Source organism: Saccharothrix sp. NBAS 001, from assembly GCF_056640475.1.
Genome location: NZ_CM153251.1, coordinates 8,817,188 through 8,834,201, shown reverse-complemented (window position 1 = coordinate 8,834,201; position 17,014 = coordinate 8,817,188). Strand labels below are relative to the sequence as shown.

Genomic DNA, 17,014 nt, shown 5'->3' with positions numbered 1-17,014 from the left:
CGGCCGGCGGCGGGTAGTGTCAAAGTCTCGTGCGATTCATCGAAGGCCATGGGGCCGGCTACGACTTGACCTACGACGACGTCTTCCTGGTGCCCGGCCGATCGGCCGTGGAATCCCGGTTCGGCGTCGACCTCTCGACCTCCGACGGCACGGGAGCCACCATCCCGGTCGTGGTCGCCAACATGACCGCGGTCGCGGGCCGGCGGATGGCCGAGACCGTCGCCCGGCGCGGCGGGCTGGTGGTGCTGCCGCAGGACGTCGCGCCCGACGCGGTCGCCGAGATCGTCTCCTGGGTGAAGGACCGCCACGCGGTCTGGGACACCCCGCTCACCCTGCACCCCGGCGACTCCGTCGCCGACGCCCACAACCTCTTGCACAAGCGCGCGCACGGCGCGGTCGTCGTGGTCGACGAGGACGGCCGGCCCGCCGGCGTGGTGGACGAGGCCGCGCTCTCCGGCGTGGACCGGTTCACCCGGCTGCACGACGTCGCCGACGAGCGGATCGTCACGCTGCCGCTGGACACCCCGCCGCGCGAGGTGTTCGCCCGCCTGCACGGCGGCACGCAGCGGGTCGCGCTGGGCGTCGACGCCGAGGGCCGGCTGCGCGGCGTGATGACGGCGCTGGGCGCGCTGCGCGCCGACGTCTACACGCCGGCGGTGGACACCGAGGGCAGGCTGCGGGTCGCGGCGGCGATCGGCGTCAACGGAGACGTGGGCGCGAAGGCCGCCGAACTGCTGAAGGCGGGCGTCGACACGCTCGTCGTGGACACCGCCCACGGCCACCAGGAGAAGATGCTGTCCGCGCTGCGGGCGGTCCGCGCGGCCTCGCCGACGGTCCCCGTGGTGGCGGGCAACGTGGTCACCGCCGAGGGCGTGCGCGACCTGGTCGAGGCGGGCGCGGACGTGGTGAAGGTCGGCGTCGGACCGGGCGCGATGTGCACCACCCGGATGATGACCGGCGTGGGCCGGCCGCAGTTCTCGGCGGTCGCCGAGTGCGCGGCGCAAGCGCGTGCGCTGGGCAAGCACGTGTGGGCGGACGGCGGCGTCCGGCACCCGCGCGACGTCGCCCTGGCGCTCGCGGCCGGTGCCAGCGCGGCCATGGTCGGGTCCTGGTTCGCGGGCACCTACGAGTCGCCCGGCGACCTCCAGCGCGACGAGTCGGGCCGGCTCTACAAGGAGTCGTTCGGCATGGCGTCGAAACGGGCCGTCAGCGCGCGGACGCAGGGCGACAACGCGTTCGAGCGGGCCAAGAAGGGCCTGTTCGAGGAGGGCATCTCGACCTCCCGGATGCGGCTGGACCCGACCCGCCCCGGCGTCGAGGACCTGCTGGACTCCATCACGGCGGGCGTGCGGTCGGCGTGCACGTACGCGGGCGCGGGCACGCTGGAGGAGTTCCACGAACGGGCGACGTTGGGCATCCAGTCCGCCGCCGGGTTCGCGGAAGGACGGCCGCTGCCCTCCGGCTGGTGACCTCGCGTTCCCCGCCGCTGGTCGCGGGCTTCCCGCGCCGGTCGGGGTTTCGCGATCCCCCGAACCGGTTGCGCCGCCTGCCTAGGCTGTTGCCCGTGGACGAAGCCGTAGTGGTGTCGGACCTGGTGAAGGTCTACAAAGGCGGCCGGAAACCGGCGGTGGACGGCCTCGGGTTCACGGTGCACCGGGGCGAGGTGTTCGGCCTGCTCGGCCCGAACGGGGCGGGCAAGACGACCACCGTGGGCGTGCTGACCACCAGGGTCCGGCCGACGTCGGGCCGTGCCCTGGTGGAGGGCGTCGACGTGGTGGCCGACCCGCAGGGGGCGCGCCGGCTGCTCGCGGTCGTGCCGCAGCGCAACAACCTGGACCGGGCGCTCAACGTCCGGCAGAACCTGCTGTTCCACGCCGCCTACCACGGTCTGGACCGCGCCGAGCGCACCCGGCTGGCGGACGGGCTGCTCGACCGGATGGGGTTGGCCGAGCACGCGAAGTCGCTGGTGGACAAGCTGTCCGGCGGGCAGGCGCAGCGGCTGATGATCGCCCGCGCGCTGATGCACCGGCCGAAGGTGCTGTTCCTCGACGAGCCGTCGACCGGTCTCGACCCGCAGGCCAGGCTGTTCGTGCACGATCGGGTGGCGGCGCTGCGCGGCGACGGCGTGACCGTCGTCCTGACCACCCATGACATGGACGAGGCCCAGAAGCTCTGCGACCGGGTCGGCATCGTGGACCACGGCAAGCTGCTCGCCCTCGACTCCCCCGCCGCGCTCACCGGCACGCTGCCCGGCAGCACCACGCTGAGCGTCACGGTCACCCTCGACGACGCGGGCCACGACCCGCTGAACCGGGCGCTGTCCGAAGTGCGGGGCGTGCGGCGGGTCGAGCGGATCGCCGTCGCCGACGAGCACGCCCGCCTGTTCCGCCTCTACACCGACACCACGCCGGCCGTCGCGCTGCCGGACGTCCTGCGGATCGTCGAGGAGCACGGCGGCGCGGTGGCCGACCTGGCCATCGGCAAGCCGAGCCTGGAGGACGTGTTCATCCACCTGACCGGCCGGGAGCTGCGATGACCGCGCTGCGCACGTTCAACGCCATCCTCTGGCGGGACGTCTTCGTCACCGGCCGGGAACTGCCCGCGTTCCTCGCGCAGGTGATCATCCAGCCGTTCTTCATCCTGTTCATCTTCGCCAAGGTGCTCGGCGACATCGGGTTCGTGCAGGGCGACTTCGCGGCCGTGCTGCTGCCCGGCATCGTGGCCATGAACGGCTTCCTGGGCGCGTTGCAGAACACCACCCTGCCGCTGGTGCTGGACTTCTCCTGGACCCGCGAGATCGAGGACCGGCTGCTCGCGCCCATCCCGATCCCGCTGGTGGCGGTGGAGAAGATGGTGTTCGGGGCGCTGCGCGGGCTGCTCGCGGCGGTGCTGATGATCCCGATCGGGTTCGTCATGCTCGACGTCTCGTGGCCACTGGCCGGGATCGCGCCCGCGCTGCTGGTGATCGTCCTGGGCTCGCTGGCGGGCGCGGCGGTGGGCATGGTGATCGGCACGGCGGTGTCGCCTCGGCACATCAACGTGATGTTCGCGGTGATCCTCACCCCGTTGCTGTTCACGGGCTCGGCGCAGTTCCCGTGGCCGCAGTTGGGGAGCCTGCGGTGGTTCCAGGTGCTGTGCGCGCTCAACCCGCTCACCTACGTCAGCGAGGGCACCCGGGCGGTGCTCGCGCCGGGCGTCCCGCACATGCCGCTGTGGGTGTGCCTGGTGGTGCTGGTCGCGTCGATCCTCGGTTTCGGCGCGCTCGGGATGCGCGGGTTCATGCGCCGCGCCCTCGACTGACCGCGCCCCCGGCTGACCGCGCCCCCGGTGGACGACGGCGGAAGGGGGCTCCCCCGCCGGGGAGCCCCCTTCCGCCAGGTCGGATCAGGACGCGTAGTCCTCCAGCATCTCGGTGACCAGGGCCGCGATCGGCGAGCGCTCCGACCGGGTCAGCGTGATGTGGGCGAACAGCGGGTGCCCCTTCAGCTTCTCGATCACCGCCGCCACGCCGTCATGCCGCCCGACCCGCAGGTTGTCCCGCTGCGCCACGTCGTGGGTGAGCACCACCCGCGAGTTCGTGCCCAGCCGGGACAGCACGGTGAGCAGCACGTTGCGCTCCAGCGACTGCGCCTCGTCGACGATCACGAACGAGTCGTGCAGCGACCGGCCCCGGATGTGGGTCAGCGGCAGGACCTCCAGCATCCCCCGGTCCATGACCTCCTCCACCACGTCCTGGCTGACCAGCGCGCCGAGCGTGTCGAACACGGCCTGCGCCCACGGCTGCATCTTCTCGGACTCGGAACCGGGCAGGTAGCCCAGCTCCTGGCCGCCCACCGCGTACAGCGGGCGGAAAACGACGACCTTGCGGTGCTGGCGGCGCTCCATGACCGCCTCCAGGCCCGCGCACAGCGCGAGCGCCGACTTGCCGGTGCCGGCTCGTCCGCCCAGCGAGACGATGCCGACCTCGGTGTCCAGCAGCAGGTCCAGCGCGACCCGCTGCTCGGCGGACCGGCCGTGCACGCCGAACGCCTCGCGGTCGCCGCGCACCAGCCGGATCCGCTTGTCGGCGGTGACCCGGCCCAGCGCGCTCGACGTGCCCGCCAGCAGCCGCAGGCCGCTGTGGCACGGCAGCTCGGCGACGTGCGCGAGGTCGTACTCGGCCGGGTCGACCACGCTGTCCCGGTAGAGCGCGTCCACCAGGGACTGGTCGACGTCGACGTCCGACATGCCGGTGTGCCCGGACAGCGTCACGTCGTGCGCGCGGTACTCCTCGGCCGCCAGGCCCACCGCGCCGGCCTTGACCCGCAGCGGCATGTCCTTGGTGACCAGGGTGACCGTGTTGCCGTCAGCGGCCAGGTTGAGCGCGCAGGCCAGTATCCGGGCGTCGTTGGAGTCCGTGCGGAAACCCGCGGGCAACACCTCCGGGTCGGAGTGGTTCAGCTCGACGCGCAGGGTGCCACCGAGGTCGCCGATGGCGACCGGGTGGTCCAGCCGGCCGTGGCTGAGCCGGAGGTCGTCGAGCAGGCGCAGCGCTTCCCTGGCGAACCAGCCCAGCTCGGGGTGGTGCCGCTTGCCCTCCAGTTCGCTGATCACCACGAGCGGCAGCACGACCTCGTGCTCGGCGAACCGCGTCATGGCCAGGGGGTCGGAGAGCAGCACGGACGTGTCCACCACGTAGGTGAGGGTCGTCGGCGCGCCACGGCGCCGGGAAGTGCTGCGCGATGAGCCTGAGGAACGGCTCGCGGGTCGTCGTGCGTTCACGGCAACTCCTTCACGAACGCGGCACCCGCGTCCGCTCCTCGCTGGGCCAGGCACCACCCCGATCGACCAGCACGCCTCAGGCGCGCCGACCACGAGGGCCGGGTGCCGGCCCCCTCGTGCTCATCGCCACGTTCGGGGCCTCCCTGCGCGGTCCGCAGTGGACGCGGCCCGCCAGTCGGAAGTTACCTCCGCAAGCACCCGGTTTGCAGGCAGCCACACAGGTGATTCGCCAATTCGTCACGAACCCGCAAATCGGCGGCAAGATCACCGGATCGGCCCTGCGGCTACGGCAACCGGCCGTCACCACCCCCGGACCGGACGTCGTCCACGCAGCTCAGCGGCCATCCGCCGGACGGCAGTCGCCGACTACCCAGGGTCGCGCGGCAGCCGGGGAACCCCCTCCCGAAGCTCCTCCCGCAGGGCTTCGGGAACCAGCGGCTCGTCCAAAAGTCTCAGGTAACGCTCAGCCGGCGTCCCAGTCGGTGGGCGCACGTCCAGCCACGCCCGGACCAGCCGCGCGCCCTCCACGTAGGTGGTGGTGTAGGCCCGCCACAGCGGGTCGCCGAGGAACCGGAGCATCTGGCGCGCCCGGCTCTCCGGGATCAGCAGCCAGTGGCGCAGGAACGCCACCACGTCGTCCTCCGACGCCCGCCGGTCGTGCAGCATCAGCGCCGCGTCCTGGCGCACCCCGACCAGCCCGGACACCGCCTCCTCGACCCGTTCGGCCTGGTCGCCCTCCATCCGCAGGCCCACCCCGCGCAGGATCCGCTCGGTCCAGCGGCCCCAGCCCGGCCCCACCGCGGCGTACAGGCCCAGTTCGGCCATGCCCTCGGCCATCAGGCACTGCGGCGTGTTGATGACGAACAGGGACTGCTCCGAGTGGCCGCGCTCGCCGACCAGCCCGACCTCCTTGCGGCAGTGCTCGGTGTGGTGGCCGGGGTACGCCTCGTGCGCGACCAGGTGCGGCAGGCCCGACATCCGGTGGCCCAGGTCGGCGTTGATCGCCACCCGCGACCGGAAGTCGCCCAGGTAGTAGTTGAACCCGCTCCACGGCTTGTCCTTGACCACCCGGTACTCCACGGCCTCGTGCTCGGGCAGCGCGTAGTGCCGCCGCACCTGGTCGCGCAGGGCCTCGGACAGCTCGCGCACGGCGGCGTCGAGCTTGCGCGGCGGCACCGTCTCGTCCACCCGGTGGTCGGCCAGCCGCTCGCGCAGCGAGCCGTGCCCGGGCAGCACCTCGTCCAGCCGGGCGTGCGCGCGGCGGTACTCGTCCGGGTTGCCGGGCACCACGTCCACCTGGAAGTAGGCCCGCACCTCCTCCACGAACCCGACGCGCACGCCGGCGAGCTTGCGGGCGGTGCACTCCAGGGCGGTCAGGTGGGCGGCCAGGAAGCGCTTGCGTTCGGCCGCCAGCCCGGTGCCGGGCAGTTCGCGGCGCAGCAGGCCGGCCCGTTCGGCGAGCGCGGCGGGGTGCGGTCGGGTTTCGTTGTCGACGGCGCGCCGCAGCGCCTGGTCGCCGGTGTACGAGTCGACCAGGCCGGGGTGCAGCCGGTCCAGGCGCAGCCCGAGGGCCAGGTACTCCCGCACCAGCGCGTTGCCGTCCATGAGCAGAGGAGCTTACGAGTTGATCGGCGGCGGTACCACGGTGAGGTGCGTGGCGGCGAACCGCAAAAGAAAGAACATCCGAACAGGGGACAGTGGCCAATCCCGGGGTCACACAATGGTGTTATAACGCCCCAATCGGCGTTGCCCTTCGGTAACTTTTCCGCCGAGGACCCCAGCGTCCGGAGATCCCCGAAGACTCCGGAAAGGTACGGGGAATTCCCGACACGAAGGAGATTGAAGTGCTGAAGAAGGCAGGCGCTGTCGCCGCCATCGCGGCGGGCCTCATGATGCTCGGCTCCCCCGCGTTCGCCGCGGGCCACGACGCCGAATACGACGTCCACCAGTGGAACAGCGGGCCGCTGATCAGCGCCCTGAACGGCAACAACGTGAACGTCCCGATCGGGCTGTGCGGCAACAACATCGGCGTGCTCTCCGCGATCGTGCCGGCCGCGTCCCCGCAGATCACGGGCAGCTGCGCGACCGGTGGCATCCTCGACGGCGACGACAACAACGTCGGCGGCAACCACGTCGGCGGCTGACTCTCAGCCTCGCGTAGAACACCCGCCAGGGGCGTCCCGGTAATCACCCCGGGTGACGCCCCTGGCGGTCGTTCACAGTCGGCAACGCACGACGCGCCGATATTCACACAATAGTGTTGGAATGCACGGCCCTGCACCGGATGTCGGATATTTTTCCGCCCGGTCGGACAACTACCCCAAGGAGACTGACGTGCTGAAGAAGGCAGGCGCTGTCGCCGCCATCGCGGCCGGTCTGATGATGCTCGGTTCGCCCGCGTTCGCCGGCGAGCCCGCGGACCACGACTGGGACGACTCGACGAGCCACAGCCACTCGGGTGACGCGCACCAGTGGAACAGCGACGGCTTGCTGTCGGTGCTGAACAACAACAACGTGAACGTCCCCGTGGGCGTGTGCAACAACAACGTCGGCGTGCTCGCCCTCGTCGCCCCGGTCGGCTCGCCGCAGGCGGCCCAGAACTGCTCGACCGGCGTCATCATCGACGGCAACGACGGCAACGTGGGTGGCAACAGCGCGGGCTGACCCTCGCGGACAAGTCCGGGGCTCATCCCGGATCACGGAGGGGCGCCTCAGCGGGGCGCCCCTCCGGCGTCCAGCACACCCGGACCCCGCAGCACGCCACACCACCGCACGCCACAGCCCCCGACACCGTCAGCCCCGGACAGCGTCAGGACCCGACACCGTCAGGACCCGAACCTCCGGTGCCGGATCGCGTAGTCGCGCAGCGCACGCAGGAAGTCCGTCCGCCGGAACTCCGGCCAGTACGCCTCGCAGAACCAGAACTCCGAGTGCGCCGACTGCCACAGCATGAACCCCGACAACCGCTGCTCACCGGACGTGCGGATGAGCAGGTCGGGATCGGGCTGCCCGGACGTGTAGAGGTGCTCGGCGATGTGGTCGACGTCCAGCACCTCGGCGAGTTCCTCGATCGTCCCGCCGGACTCCGCGTGCTTCTGGAGCAGCTTGCGCACCGCGTCCGCGATCTCCTGCCGACCGCCGTACCCGACCGCGACGTTGACCTCCAGCCCCGTCCGCCCCCTGGTCCGCAGGGACGCGGCGGACAGCCGGGCCGCCGTCTCCGTCGGCAGCAGGTCCATCGCCCCGACGTGCCGGACCCGCCACGGGTTACCCGGCTCGGCGATCTCGTCCACGATGTCGGCGATGATGTCGAGCAGCGGCCCCAACTCCTCGGCGGGCCGGTTGAGGTTGTCCGTGGACAGCATCCACAGCGTGACCACCTCGACCTCGGCCTCGCGGCACCAGGTGAGCAGCTCCAGGATCTTCCGCGCGCCGGCCCGGTGCCCGTGCGCGACGTCGGTGAACCCGGCCTCCTTGGCCCACCGCCGGTTCCCGTCGAGCACCACGCCGACGTGGCGTGGTCGTTGCTTGCCGTCGAGCCATCGGTTGAGGCGGAACTCGTAACCCTTGAGGAGGACGCTCTTGACCCGTTCGCGAAGACCCACGCTGGAAGAGCGTACGCCGGGTGGGCGCGGTCACGCCGTCGCGTGCTGACCCGCTTCCCTACGCTCCCGTAACCTCGGGCTGGTGACCACGTCGACCTTCCCCCAGCCGCCGGCACCCGCCCTCCGCCCGCGTATGCGGGGTTGGCTGCACTTCTGGTCCTTCGTCGTGTCGGTGGCGACCGGCGCGACCCTCATCGCCCTGGCCGCCGCGACGGTGTCCGCGAAAGCGGCCCTGGCGACGTCCGTCTACGGCGCGACGGTAGTCGGCCTCTTCGGCGTCAGCGCCCTCTACCACCGGGTGAACTGGGTCAGCGTCCGCGCCCGGACGTGGATGAAGCGCCTGGACCACTCGATGATCTTCGTGTTCATCGCGGGCACCTACACCCCGTTCGCACTGCTGGCCATGCCGGAAACCACCGGCAACGTCGTGCTGGCGGTCGTCTGGGGCGGCGCGCTCGGCGGCGTGACCCTGAAACTGGCCTGGCCCCACGCCCCGAGGTGGCTGGGCGTGCCGATCTACATCGCGCTCGGCTGGGTGGCCGTGTTCGTCCTCCCGGACATGCTCGAATACGCGGGCGTCGGCGCCCTGGTCCTGGTCATCGTCGGCGGTCTGCTCTACACGGCCGGCGCGATCTTCTACGCGTCCCGCTGGCCGAACCCGTGGCCCCAGGTCTTCGGCTACCACGAGTTCTTCCACGCGGCGACCGTCATCGCCGCGATCTGCCACTACATCGCCATCTGGTTCGCGATCTACTCCTGACCAGCGCTTTCCCCCTCTCACCCCCCGATTTCCACGATCAGGCCGCCTCCAGGCCGTCAGGCCGCTCTCGCGGCTCGACGCGCCGATCGCGGCCCAGCGGCTCCAGCCGGGCGTGACTGGTCGGCGTGAGGTGGGTGCAGGCGCGGAGCGTGCAGCCCCCGAATCGCGGTGCCCGAGGTTTCAGCGACAGCGCCTTGATGACGACGCCGTTCCCCAACTGACGGGTCGCCCAACTGGCTGGTCGCGCGCGGGTGCCGGAGCCCGCGCGTCCCGCCGTCGTTCGGCCGGGCCGGACCGCCCCAAGGCAAGGCGACCTCAACCGGCAGGCAGGTCGCCACGCGGCCATCTAGGGCGCTTCGAAAAGACCCACGACTTTTTGACGCGTCCGGCACCACCTCGCACACCACCATTGACATCCGGCTCCGTTGGTGCCCGGCTCTGCGGTTGGTGTCCGCGCCGCTGTCAGCCTCCCTGCTCCGCAGACCACGCTCCGCAGAGCACGCCGGTGTTCCGCGCAGGCGGCGACGCAGGCGCGCGCTGAGCTGACCGGAGCCGGATGGGCGGCACGCATCGATGCCCGGTGGCGCGTGCCAACCGTCCGAGCGTGACCGGCGGGCGCATGCCTGGCGGCACGGCCCCGACGGCACGTCCCGCGGCGGCACGTGCCAGCCGAACTGGACGTGTCAGCCGAGCTGGACGTGCCCGGTGACGCGCGCCCGGTGACGCGCGCGAGGGGGTGGTCCGGCGGGGCGGTCCGGCGGGGCGGTCCGGCGGGGCGGTCCGGCGGGGTGCGCCAGCGGGGTCGGTCCGGCGGGGTGCGCCGGGTTCTTGCTGTTGGCGGGCTGGTCCACGTCGGGGCCTGGGGTGTGGGAGTGGTCGGCGTGAGGGTGGCTGGTGGTCGAGTTGGTCGGGGTGTGGGGGTGAGTCAGTGAGTTGCCCAGGGGGTCGTGTGGTCCAGGGGGTCAGTGGGTGGGCGGGGGTCGAAGGTGGGGATGGTCTCGGCTGTGGGTTCGCGGCGTCGGTATACAAACCGAGTGGCGAGAACACTGTTATCGTACGTTTTTCGGGATGATCACTCGATCGTGTGACCACATACCGCAGTTGGTTCGCGGCGGTCCTGGGGAGACGTCGAGGACGTCGACACCTCGCCTGGATTCTATCGTCAAAGTAGACGGCGGACTGCTCAAAGGTTGCGGGAGAACTGGGGGTGTTGCGGGCGGTGGATGGCGTTCATGCTGGTGGGGTGCACTCACCGGGGTTCGTTTCCATGCTTGCCGTCGCCTGGGTGGATGACGGTTTCCCGGGCTGGGTCGAGTTGCGGCTGACGGACGTCTTCGGCGTCGAATGGCGATTTGTCGAGAAAGCGCCTGTCCTCGACGGCGGCGACGTGCTGCGGTCCGATGCCGACTACCCGTTCCCGTTTCCGGTTCGCTGCTTCGTGCTCGGGCGGAAAGCCGTGGACGGGGTCGAGGTGGTGACCGTGTCCACCAACGCGCACGGGGTCGAGGCGGTCGACGGCGGTGTGGAGTTCCAGGTCGATGCGGGACTGGTGACAACGGGGGCGGGCATTTCACAGAATGGCCCGGCTACTCCCGCAGGCACGCCTTGAACTCGGCCCAACCCGCGTTGGTGTGCGCGTACCGGCGAAAGTACATCGTGAGCGCGCGTAACAACGCCGGCCGGCCCAGCGCGTCTTCCATCGCGCGCACGCGGGCCAGGTGCGGGGCGTAAGGGCGGTCCGGCCACGGGGCGTTGTCCGGGATCTGCCACGGGTCCGTGCCGGGGAGCAGTTCCTCGGTCGCCAGCCTGCTCAGGTAGGTGGCCATCGCTTCCACCAGCCACGGCTCGGCGTCCACCAGGTTGCCCGACCACGCGTGGGCGACCTCGTGGCTCAGGACCGTTGTCGCGTACAGCGGCTCGCGGGTGGCCAGGGCGTCGAACACCGCGTCGTCGAACATGATCAAGCCCGGCGACGAGAACGCCAGGTGCGGGATGTCCGGGACGAAGACCGCATCGCACTTGCCGTAGGGGAACGGCACGCCCAGTAATGCCTCGAAGAACGCGATGGACTCGCGGATCCTGCGGGACACCGCAGCGCCGCGCGCCCGCTCGCCCGACCTCGCCCTGGTCACGTAGACCTGTTCGGCGATCTCCGCCCACGGGCCCGCCGCGACGGTCAGCGCGTACGGGGCCATCGGGGTTTCGGTGCTGCTGGCCAGGACCAGCCCCGGTGCGTTGACGGTCAGCGCGAACTCGCTGCGGGCGCGCTGGTCCAGTGCGCAGAAGCTCCACTGCGCGCGGTCGGGGTACTGCAACGTGTACAGGTACGTCGCGCCGTCGACCACCACCCGGCGGAAGCCCCGGTCCTCCGCGTACGCGAAGTCGGCGTCGACCTCCAGCACGCCGGCTTCGTCCAACCGGACCTGCGTGCCGTCCCACGGCACGTCACGTCCGTTGAGCCGGACGTGGCGCACGTCCGCGGCGGCCAGCTCCGCGTGGGAGGTCGTGCCGCGGAATCGCACGGACGTCCGGCTGCGGAAGGTCGGCCGGGTCGGGTCGAGGTCCCACGTGATGTCGTACGAGATGGTCATGATCCCCCGGTTCCCGAAGCTACCAGCGGAACCGGGGGATCGGCATCAGGCCAGATCGGGCCCTTGGTTGCGCAGGTCGTCCACCCGGGTCATGGCTTCGCGCAACTCCGCCAGCCAGGTGTCGGCGTGCTCCCCGACCAGCCGGACGGCCCACGCCAGCGCCTCCGAGCGCGACCGCGCCACGCCGGCCGCGACCAGCGTGTCGAGCACCTTGCGCTCCGGCTGCCGCAGCCGCGTCATGACCGGCACGGACAGCGTGGTGAACAGTTCTTCGGTGCCGCCCAGCCGCGCTCCCCACGCCACCTTGCGCCGGTAGCGGTGTTCGGCTTGGCGGGCGATCTCGATCCGGGCTTCCCGGGTCTCCTCGCGGAACCGGCTGATCCGCCCGGACTCGGCGGCGGCGCGGGCGGCGTCGTCGGCGAACTCGCCTTCCAGCGGCTGGAGTTCGCCGACCACCAGGATCTCCTCGCGGTCGACGGTGACCGCCGGGTGCTCGGTGAACCAGCCTTCCGGGAGCCGGCCCGCGAACCAGGCCGCCGCGTCGTCGGCGGGCGGCTGGTCCGCTTGCTGCCAGCCTCCGCGCCCTCCCCATCCTCGTCGCATCACAACCACCTCGGCATCACGATTACACGATTACAGTGATACTGACGCTACGCCTGCAAAACCGCTGGGTGGTCGGCGTTCGCTACCGGTGAAGGGCCGGGGAGCGGGCAGGTGTTCCGGGGCGGGCTAGCGGTGCAGGGCGGTGGCGAGGGCGTCGGGGGTGGTCACGGGGCGGTCGCAGACGTAGCCGCGGCACACGTACGCCGCTGCGCCGCCGTCGACCAGCGGCCGGTCGGCCAGGAGCGGGGCGGAGTCGGGGGCTCCGGCGACGACCACGCCGCCGCCGTGCACGTCGTGCCACGCGGTGGCGGCCAGCTCCGACGACTCGCCGACGACGGCCACCTGCACGGGGCCCAGGGCCAGGGCTTCGGCGACGCTGAGCCAGTTGCCGGCGAACCGGGGTTCGCGGGCGGCCAGCAGGCCGGCGCGGGTCACGGCGGCTTCGGCGGCGGCGCGGTACTCGGCTTGCCGGGGCGCGCCCAGCACGGACGCGGTGAGCAGGGCGGACGCCAGGGACGACGCGCCGGACGGACTGGCGTTGTCCGCCGGGTCGGAAGGCCGTTGCACCAACGCTTCCGCGTCGTCGGCGGTGTCGTAGTAGACGCCGGGCTCGGCGCCCGCGAACCGGGCGAGCGCGGTGTCCAGGAGTCCACATGCGACGGTCAGCCACCGGGTCTCCCCGGCGGCCTGGTGCAGGGCGAGCAGGCCGTCCGCGAGGCAGCCGTGGTCTTCCAGCACGCCGGCGGCGGTGCCGGCCACGCCGTGGCGGGAGGTCCGGAGCAGCCGCCCGTCGACCAGGTGCACGTCGAGCAGCAGGTCCGCCGCGCGCTCGGCGGCGGCGACCCAGCGGGGTTCGCCGAACACCGACCCGGCTTCGGCCAGGGCCGCGACGGCCAGGCCGTTCCACGCGGTCACTACCTTGTCGTCACGGCCGGGCTGTGGGCGCAGTTCCCGGGCCGCCAGCAGTTTCGCGGCGATCTCCGGGTCGGGTTCGCCGAGCATCCGCAGCGTCGACGTGCCGTGCTCGAACGTGCCGTCCTCCGTGACGCCGTACAGCACGGCGGCCCGCGCGCCTTCGACCGGGCCGAGCACGTCGGCGAGCTGCTGCCGCGTCCACACGTAGGTGGAGCCCTCGACGCCGTCGGTGTCGGCGTCGAGCGACGCGGCGAACCCGCCTTCCGGCGTGCCGAGCGAGCGGATCAGGAACTCGGCGGTCTCGCGCACCACGGCCCGGTACCGCTCGGCCGGGTCGCGGCGGCTCAGGTGGGTGTAGAGGCGCAGCAGCAAGGCGTTGTCGTACAGCATCTTCTCGAAGTGCGGCACGACCCAGCCGGCGTCCACGCTGTAGCGCGCGAACCCGCCGGCCAGCTGGTCGTACAGCCCGCCGTCGGCCATCGCGTCGCAGGTGGCGTGGACCATGGACAGCGCCTCGACCGACCCGGTCCGCTCGTGGTCGCGCAGCAGGAACTCCAGCGCCATCGACGGCGGGAACTTCGGTGCGCCGCCGAACCCGCCGTGCGCGCGGTCGAAGTGGCCCAGCAGCGAGACCACGGCGCCGTCCAGCACGTCTTCGTCCACAGTGGACTGAGGGAGGGGTTTGAACTCCAGCTGGGAGACGATGCTCGCGGCCGACTCGCGCACCTCGTCGCCCTGCTCGTGCCACGCGTGCGTGATCGCCTCCAGCACCTGGCGGAACGACGGCGTGCCGGGCCGGGGCGCGGGCGGGTAGTAGGTGCCCGCGTAGAACGGCTCGCCGGCCGGGGTGAGGAAGCACGTCATGGGCCACCCGCCGTGCCCGCTGAGCGCCTGGGTGACCGCCATGTAGACGGCGTCGACGTCCGGCCGCTCCTCGCGGTCCACCTTCACGTTCACGAAGTGCTCGTTCATGTACTCGGCGGTCACCGCGTCCTCGAACGACTCGTGCGCCATGACGTGGCACCAGTGGCAGGCCGCGTACCCGACCGACAGCAGCACCGGCACGCCCCGCTCCCGCGCCTCGGCGAACGCCTCCGGCCCCCACGGGTGCCAGTGCACCGGGTTGTCGGCGTGCTGGAGCAGGTACGGGCTGGTCGCGGACGCGAGCCGGTTCGTCATGGCACCACAGTAATTCCCGTCCGGATCCCGGACCGGTCGACCAGACTGGTCGCATGGACACCGCCGTGCCCCACGACGACCGACCTCGGCCCGACGGCCCCTTCGCGGGCGAGCCGCTGCCGAACGACCTGCGCCACCTGACCGGGCCGTTCGACGCGATCGGCGACGTGCACGGCTGCCACACCGAACTCGCCCACCTGCTGCGGGAACTGGGCTACCGGGTCGAACCGGACGGCGCGCACCACCCGGAGGGCCGCACCGCGCTGTTCCTCGGCGACCTGGTCGACCGGGGCCCGGACACGCCCGGCGTGCTGCGGCTGGCGATGGGCATGGTGAAGGCCGGCACGGCCTACGCGGTGCGCGGCAACCACGAGGACAAGCTGGTCCGCGCGCTCAAGGGCCGCGACGTCAAGGTCACCCACGGGCTGGAGAAGTCGTTGGCGCAGCTCGCGGACGAGTCGCCGCGGTTCCGCCGCGAGGTGCTGGAGTTCTGCGACGCCCTGGTGCCGCACTACGTCCTGGACGGCGGCCGGCTGGTCGTCGCGCACGCCGGCCTGCCCGAGCGGTTCCACGGCGTGGAATCGGCCCGGATGCGCAGCCTGGCGCTGTGGGGCGTGAGCACCGGCGAGGTGGACGAGCGCGGTTTCCCGGTCCGCCACCCGTGGGCCGAGGAGTACCGCGGCACCGCGACCGTCCTCTATGGACACACGCCGGTGGAGGAACCCCGCTGGGTCAACGGGACCCTCTGCCTGGACACCGGCTGCGCGTTCGGCGGGCGGCTGACCGCGCTGCGCTACCCGGAGCGCGAACTGGTCTCGGTACCCGCCCGCCGCACCTGGTACGAACGCTGACCGGCTACTCGGCGGCCTTGTCGGCGGCCTTGCCCTCCGGTTCGCCGGCGCGCTCGTCCGCCGGCACCGCGACCTGCGCGGCCGGCTCCGCGCCCTGCTCCTCCGCCGGGTCGAACGACGCCGGCAGCTTCTTCAAGTGCTTGTTCATGGACTTGACCAGGAAGAACACCGCGATGAAGAACAGCACCAGGATCAGCAGGCCCAGCGGGGAGGACTTGCCGAAGTCCTCCTGCTGCCCGCCGGGGTCCTTGGTGGTCGAGGGCTGCACCAGCACCATCGCCGTCGTCTGGTCCCAGGGGACCGGGTTCACGCCGTCACCTTCTCCCTCACGCCCGCGAACAGGTCGTCCTCGGGCAACGTGCTGTCGACCAGCGACCGCGCCAGTTCGTACTCCTCGGTCGGCCACACCGCGCGCTGGGTCTCCAGCGGCACGGCGAACCACCGGCTGGTCGGGTCGATCTGCGTGGCGTGCGCCTTGAGGGCTTCGTCACGCTGCGGGAAGTAGTCGGCGCACTCCACCCGGGTGGTGACGCGGTCGATCACGTCCGGCTTGTCGGCGTCCCAGCCGGCCAGCCACTCCGCGTACGGCGACTCCTGGCCGGCCGCGGTCAGCGCCTCGTGGAACGCCACCAGCTTCGCGCGGGAGAACCCGTGCGAGTAGTACAGCTTCAGCGGCTGCCACGGCTCACCGGCCTCCGGGTACCGCTCCGGGTCGCCGGCCGCGTCGAACGCCGCCACGGACACCTCGTGGCACCGGATGTGGTCCGGGTGCGGGTAGCCGCCGTTCTCGTCGTAGGTGACGATCACGTGCGGGCGGAACTCGCGGATCACCTCGACCAGCGGGGGCACGGACTCCTCCAGCGGCACGAGCGCGAAGCAGCCCTCGGGCAGCGGCGGCAGCGGGTCGCCCTCGGGCAGGCCCGAGTCGACGAAGCCCAGCCAGCGGTGCTCGATGCCGAGGATCTCGGCGGCGCGCGCCATCTCCCCGCGCCGGATCTCCGCCATGTTCGCGAGCACCTCGGGGCGGTCCATGGCGGGGTTGAGCACGCTGCCCGCCTCACCCCCGGTGCAGGTCACCACCATCACCTCGTGGCCCTCGGCCACGTAGCGCGCCATCGTCGCGGCACCCTTGCTCGACTCGTCGTCGGGGTGCGCGTGAACCGCCATCAGGCGCAGCTTCTCAACCATGACGGTCGTGGTCCTCCTTGGCCCCTGCCGGACGGAGCCCCCGCGGCCCCTGCGACACTCAACGTGGTTTCGGATGGCCATTGTTCCCCACGGGCAGGAAGGCGTTGGCAAGTGGCACTGCCCGAGGGTCGGTACGGCAGCCCGCGACGCACCCTGCCCAAGTGGGCCCGGTGGTCACTCCCGGTAGTCGGGGTGCTCGTCGGGGCGGTCGTCGCGTGGGTCGGCTTCGAGAACCTGGGCACCAAACCGGTCGAGGCCAAGCAGACCGCGTTCGAGGTGCTCGACGGGCAGTCGGTGGAAGTCACCTTCGAGGTGCTCCGCAAGACGCCGGAGCAGGCCGTGGTGTGCGTCGTGCGGGCCCGCTCGGACGACGGGGACGAGGCCGGCCGGCGCGAAGTGCTGGTTCCGCCGGGCCCCGCCACCGTTTATGCGACGACAGTTGTCCGGACGTCGAAAGAACCGACCACCGGAGAGGTGTTCGGATGCTCCTACCAGGTCCCGGCTTACCTGTCCACGAGGTAGCGGCCAAGCGGGTGATCTGCGGCTTTGTGGTCCCATTCG

The 17,014-nt window shown here is 71.7% G+C and carries 16 protein-coding genes and 1 pseudogene; 9 read left to right on the top strand and 8 right to left on the bottom strand.

Annotated elements, in window-relative coordinates:
- Positions 1-29 precede the first annotated feature (29 nt).
- From AC0HI0_RS39490 to AC0HI0_RS39480, 3 genes are all read left to right on the top strand, one after another.
- Complete coding sequence (locus AC0HI0_RS39490; RefSeq protein WP_480928573.1) at positions 30-1,469, top strand: GuaB1 family IMP dehydrogenase-related protein; 1,440 nt, start codon at positions 30-32, stop codon at positions 1,467-1,469.
- Positions 1,470-1,564: 95 nt separating this feature from the next.
- Positions 1,565-2,536 (top strand): ABC transporter ATP-binding protein, encoded by a 972-nt coding sequence (locus AC0HI0_RS39485; RefSeq protein WP_480928572.1) that lies wholly within the window; start codon positions 1,565-1,567, stop codon positions 2,534-2,536.
- Positions 2,533-3,300, top strand: a complete 768-nt coding sequence (locus AC0HI0_RS39480) for an ABC transporter permease (RefSeq protein ID WP_480928571.1) — start codon at positions 2,533-2,535, stop codon at positions 3,298-3,300. The genes AC0HI0_RS39485 and AC0HI0_RS39480 overlap by 4 nt, the downstream gene beginning before the upstream one ends.
- A gap of 84 nt (positions 3,301-3,384) precedes the next feature.
- On the opposite strand, the gene AC0HI0_RS39475 is transcribed toward AC0HI0_RS39480, so the two are convergent.
- Positions 3,385-4,674, bottom strand: coding sequence for a PhoH family protein (locus AC0HI0_RS39475; RefSeq protein ID WP_480928570.1), 1,290 nt, complete (start codon positions 4,672-4,674; stop codon positions 3,385-3,387).
- Between the two features lie 453 nt (positions 4,675-5,127).
- Positions 5,128-6,366 (bottom strand): DUF885 domain-containing protein, encoded by a 1,239-nt coding sequence (locus AC0HI0_RS39470; protein ID WP_480928569.1) that lies wholly within the window; start codon positions 6,364-6,366, stop codon positions 5,128-5,130.
- A gap of 239 nt (positions 6,367-6,605) precedes the next feature.
- On the opposite strand from AC0HI0_RS39470, the gene AC0HI0_RS39465 reads away from it, so the two are divergent.
- Entirely contained in the window at positions 6,606-6,905 is a 300-nt protein-coding gene (locus AC0HI0_RS39465) for a hypothetical protein (RefSeq protein ID WP_480928568.1), read from the top strand.
- Between the two features lie 190 nt (positions 6,906-7,095).
- The gene (locus AC0HI0_RS39460; RefSeq protein ID WP_480928567.1) at positions 7,096-7,425 is read left to right on the top strand and encodes a hypothetical protein; all 330 of its coding nucleotides are present in this window, start codon (positions 7,096-7,098) and stop codon (positions 7,423-7,425) included.
- Between the two features lie 161 nt (positions 7,426-7,586).
- Here the strand turns inward: AC0HI0_RS39460 and AC0HI0_RS39455 are convergent, their stop codons facing one another.
- Entirely contained in the window at positions 7,587-8,366 is a 780-nt protein-coding gene (locus AC0HI0_RS39455) for an isoprenyl transferase (RefSeq protein WP_480928566.1), read from the bottom strand.
- Positions 8,367-8,499: 133 nt separating this feature from the next.
- Between AC0HI0_RS39455 and trhA the strand changes: the two genes are divergently transcribed.
- Positions 8,500-9,126 carry a PAQR family membrane homeostasis protein TrhA gene (gene trhA / locus AC0HI0_RS39450; protein WP_480934489.1) on the top strand — a complete coding sequence of 209 codons (627 nt, stop codon included), beginning with the start codon at positions 8,500-8,502 and terminating at the stop codon, positions 9,124-9,126.
- A 1,267-nt stretch (positions 9,127-10,393) separates the two neighbouring features.
- Positions 10,394-10,735, top strand: a complete 342-nt coding sequence (locus AC0HI0_RS39445; protein WP_480928565.1) for a hypothetical protein — start codon at positions 10,394-10,396, stop codon at positions 10,733-10,735.
- On the opposite strand, the gene AC0HI0_RS39440 is transcribed toward AC0HI0_RS39445, so the two are convergent.
- The 3 genes from AC0HI0_RS39440 to AC0HI0_RS39430 form a co-directional block, all read right to left on the bottom strand.
- Positions 10,713-11,717 (bottom strand): M1 family aminopeptidase, encoded by a 1,005-nt coding sequence (locus AC0HI0_RS39440; RefSeq protein WP_480928564.1) that lies wholly within the window; start codon positions 11,715-11,717, stop codon positions 10,713-10,715. The genes AC0HI0_RS39445 and AC0HI0_RS39440 overlap by 23 nt on opposite strands.
- A 45-nt stretch (positions 11,718-11,762) precedes the next feature.
- A complete protein-coding gene (locus tag AC0HI0_RS39435) occupies positions 11,763-12,320 on the bottom strand; it encodes a hypothetical protein (protein WP_480928563.1) in 558 nt (185 codons plus the stop codon).
- 126 nt (positions 12,321-12,446) lie between these two features.
- Positions 12,447-14,414: a thioredoxin domain-containing protein gene (locus AC0HI0_RS39430; protein ID WP_480928562.1), complete on the bottom strand. Its 1,968-nt coding sequence runs from the start codon at positions 14,412-14,414 to the stop codon at positions 12,447-12,449.
- Between the two features lie 110 nt (positions 14,415-14,524).
- On the opposite strand from AC0HI0_RS39430, the pseudogene AC0HI0_RS39425 reads away from it, so the two are divergent.
- Positions 14,525-15,259: pseudogene (locus tag AC0HI0_RS39425) on the top strand (metallophosphoesterase); the annotation flags it as partial.
- Between the two features lie 10 nt (positions 15,260-15,269).
- On the opposite strand, the gene AC0HI0_RS39420 reads toward AC0HI0_RS39425, so the two are convergent.
- Together AC0HI0_RS39420 and mca are read right to left on the bottom strand one after the other, a co-directional pair.
- Positions 15,270-15,575 (bottom strand): hypothetical protein, encoded by a 306-nt coding sequence (locus AC0HI0_RS39420; RefSeq protein ID WP_480928561.1) that lies wholly within the window; start codon positions 15,573-15,575, stop codon positions 15,270-15,272.
- Entirely contained in the window at positions 15,572-16,453 is an 882-nt protein-coding gene (mca, locus tag AC0HI0_RS39415) for a mycothiol conjugate amidase Mca (RefSeq protein WP_480928560.1), read from the bottom strand. Before mca ends, AC0HI0_RS39420 begins: the two co-directional genes overlap by 4 nt.
- Before the next feature lie 111 nt (positions 16,454-16,564).
- On the opposite strand from mca, the gene AC0HI0_RS39410 reads away from it, so the two are divergent.
- Positions 16,565-16,975 (top strand): DUF4307 domain-containing protein, encoded by a 411-nt coding sequence (locus tag AC0HI0_RS39410; protein ID WP_480928559.1) that lies wholly within the window; start codon positions 16,565-16,567, stop codon positions 16,973-16,975.
- The last annotated feature ends 39 nt before the right edge of the window (positions 16,976-17,014 follow it).

Coding starts and splice junctions, on each gene's coding strand:
- AC0HI0_RS39480 (WP_480928571.1), top strand. CDS start 2,533: ATGACCGCGCTGCGCACGTTCAACGCCATCCTCTGGCGGGACGTCTTC.
- AC0HI0_RS39470 (WP_480928569.1), bottom strand. CDS start 6,366: ATGGACGGCAACGCGCTGGTGCGGGAGTACCTGGCCCTCGGGCTGCGC.
- trhA (WP_480934489.1), top strand. CDS start 8,500: ATGCGGGGTTGGCTGCACTTCTGGTCCTTCGTCGTGTCGGTGGCGACC.
- AC0HI0_RS39445 (WP_480928565.1), top strand. CDS start 10,394: ATGCTTGCCGTCGCCTGGGTGGATGACGGTTTCCCGGGCTGGGTCGAG.
- AC0HI0_RS39440 (WP_480928564.1), bottom strand. CDS start 11,717: ATGACCATCTCGTACGACATCACGTGGGACCTCGACCCGACCCGGCCG.
- AC0HI0_RS39435 (WP_480928563.1), bottom strand. CDS start 12,320: ATGCGACGAGGATGGGGAGGGCGCGGAGGCTGGCAGCAAGCGGACCAG.
- AC0HI0_RS39430 (WP_480928562.1), bottom strand. CDS start 14,414: ATGACGAACCGGCTCGCGTCCGCGACCAGCCCGTACCTGCTCCAGCAC.
- mca (WP_480928560.1), bottom strand. CDS start 16,453: ATGGTTGAGAAGCTGCGCCTGATGGCGGTTCACGCGCACCCCGACGAC.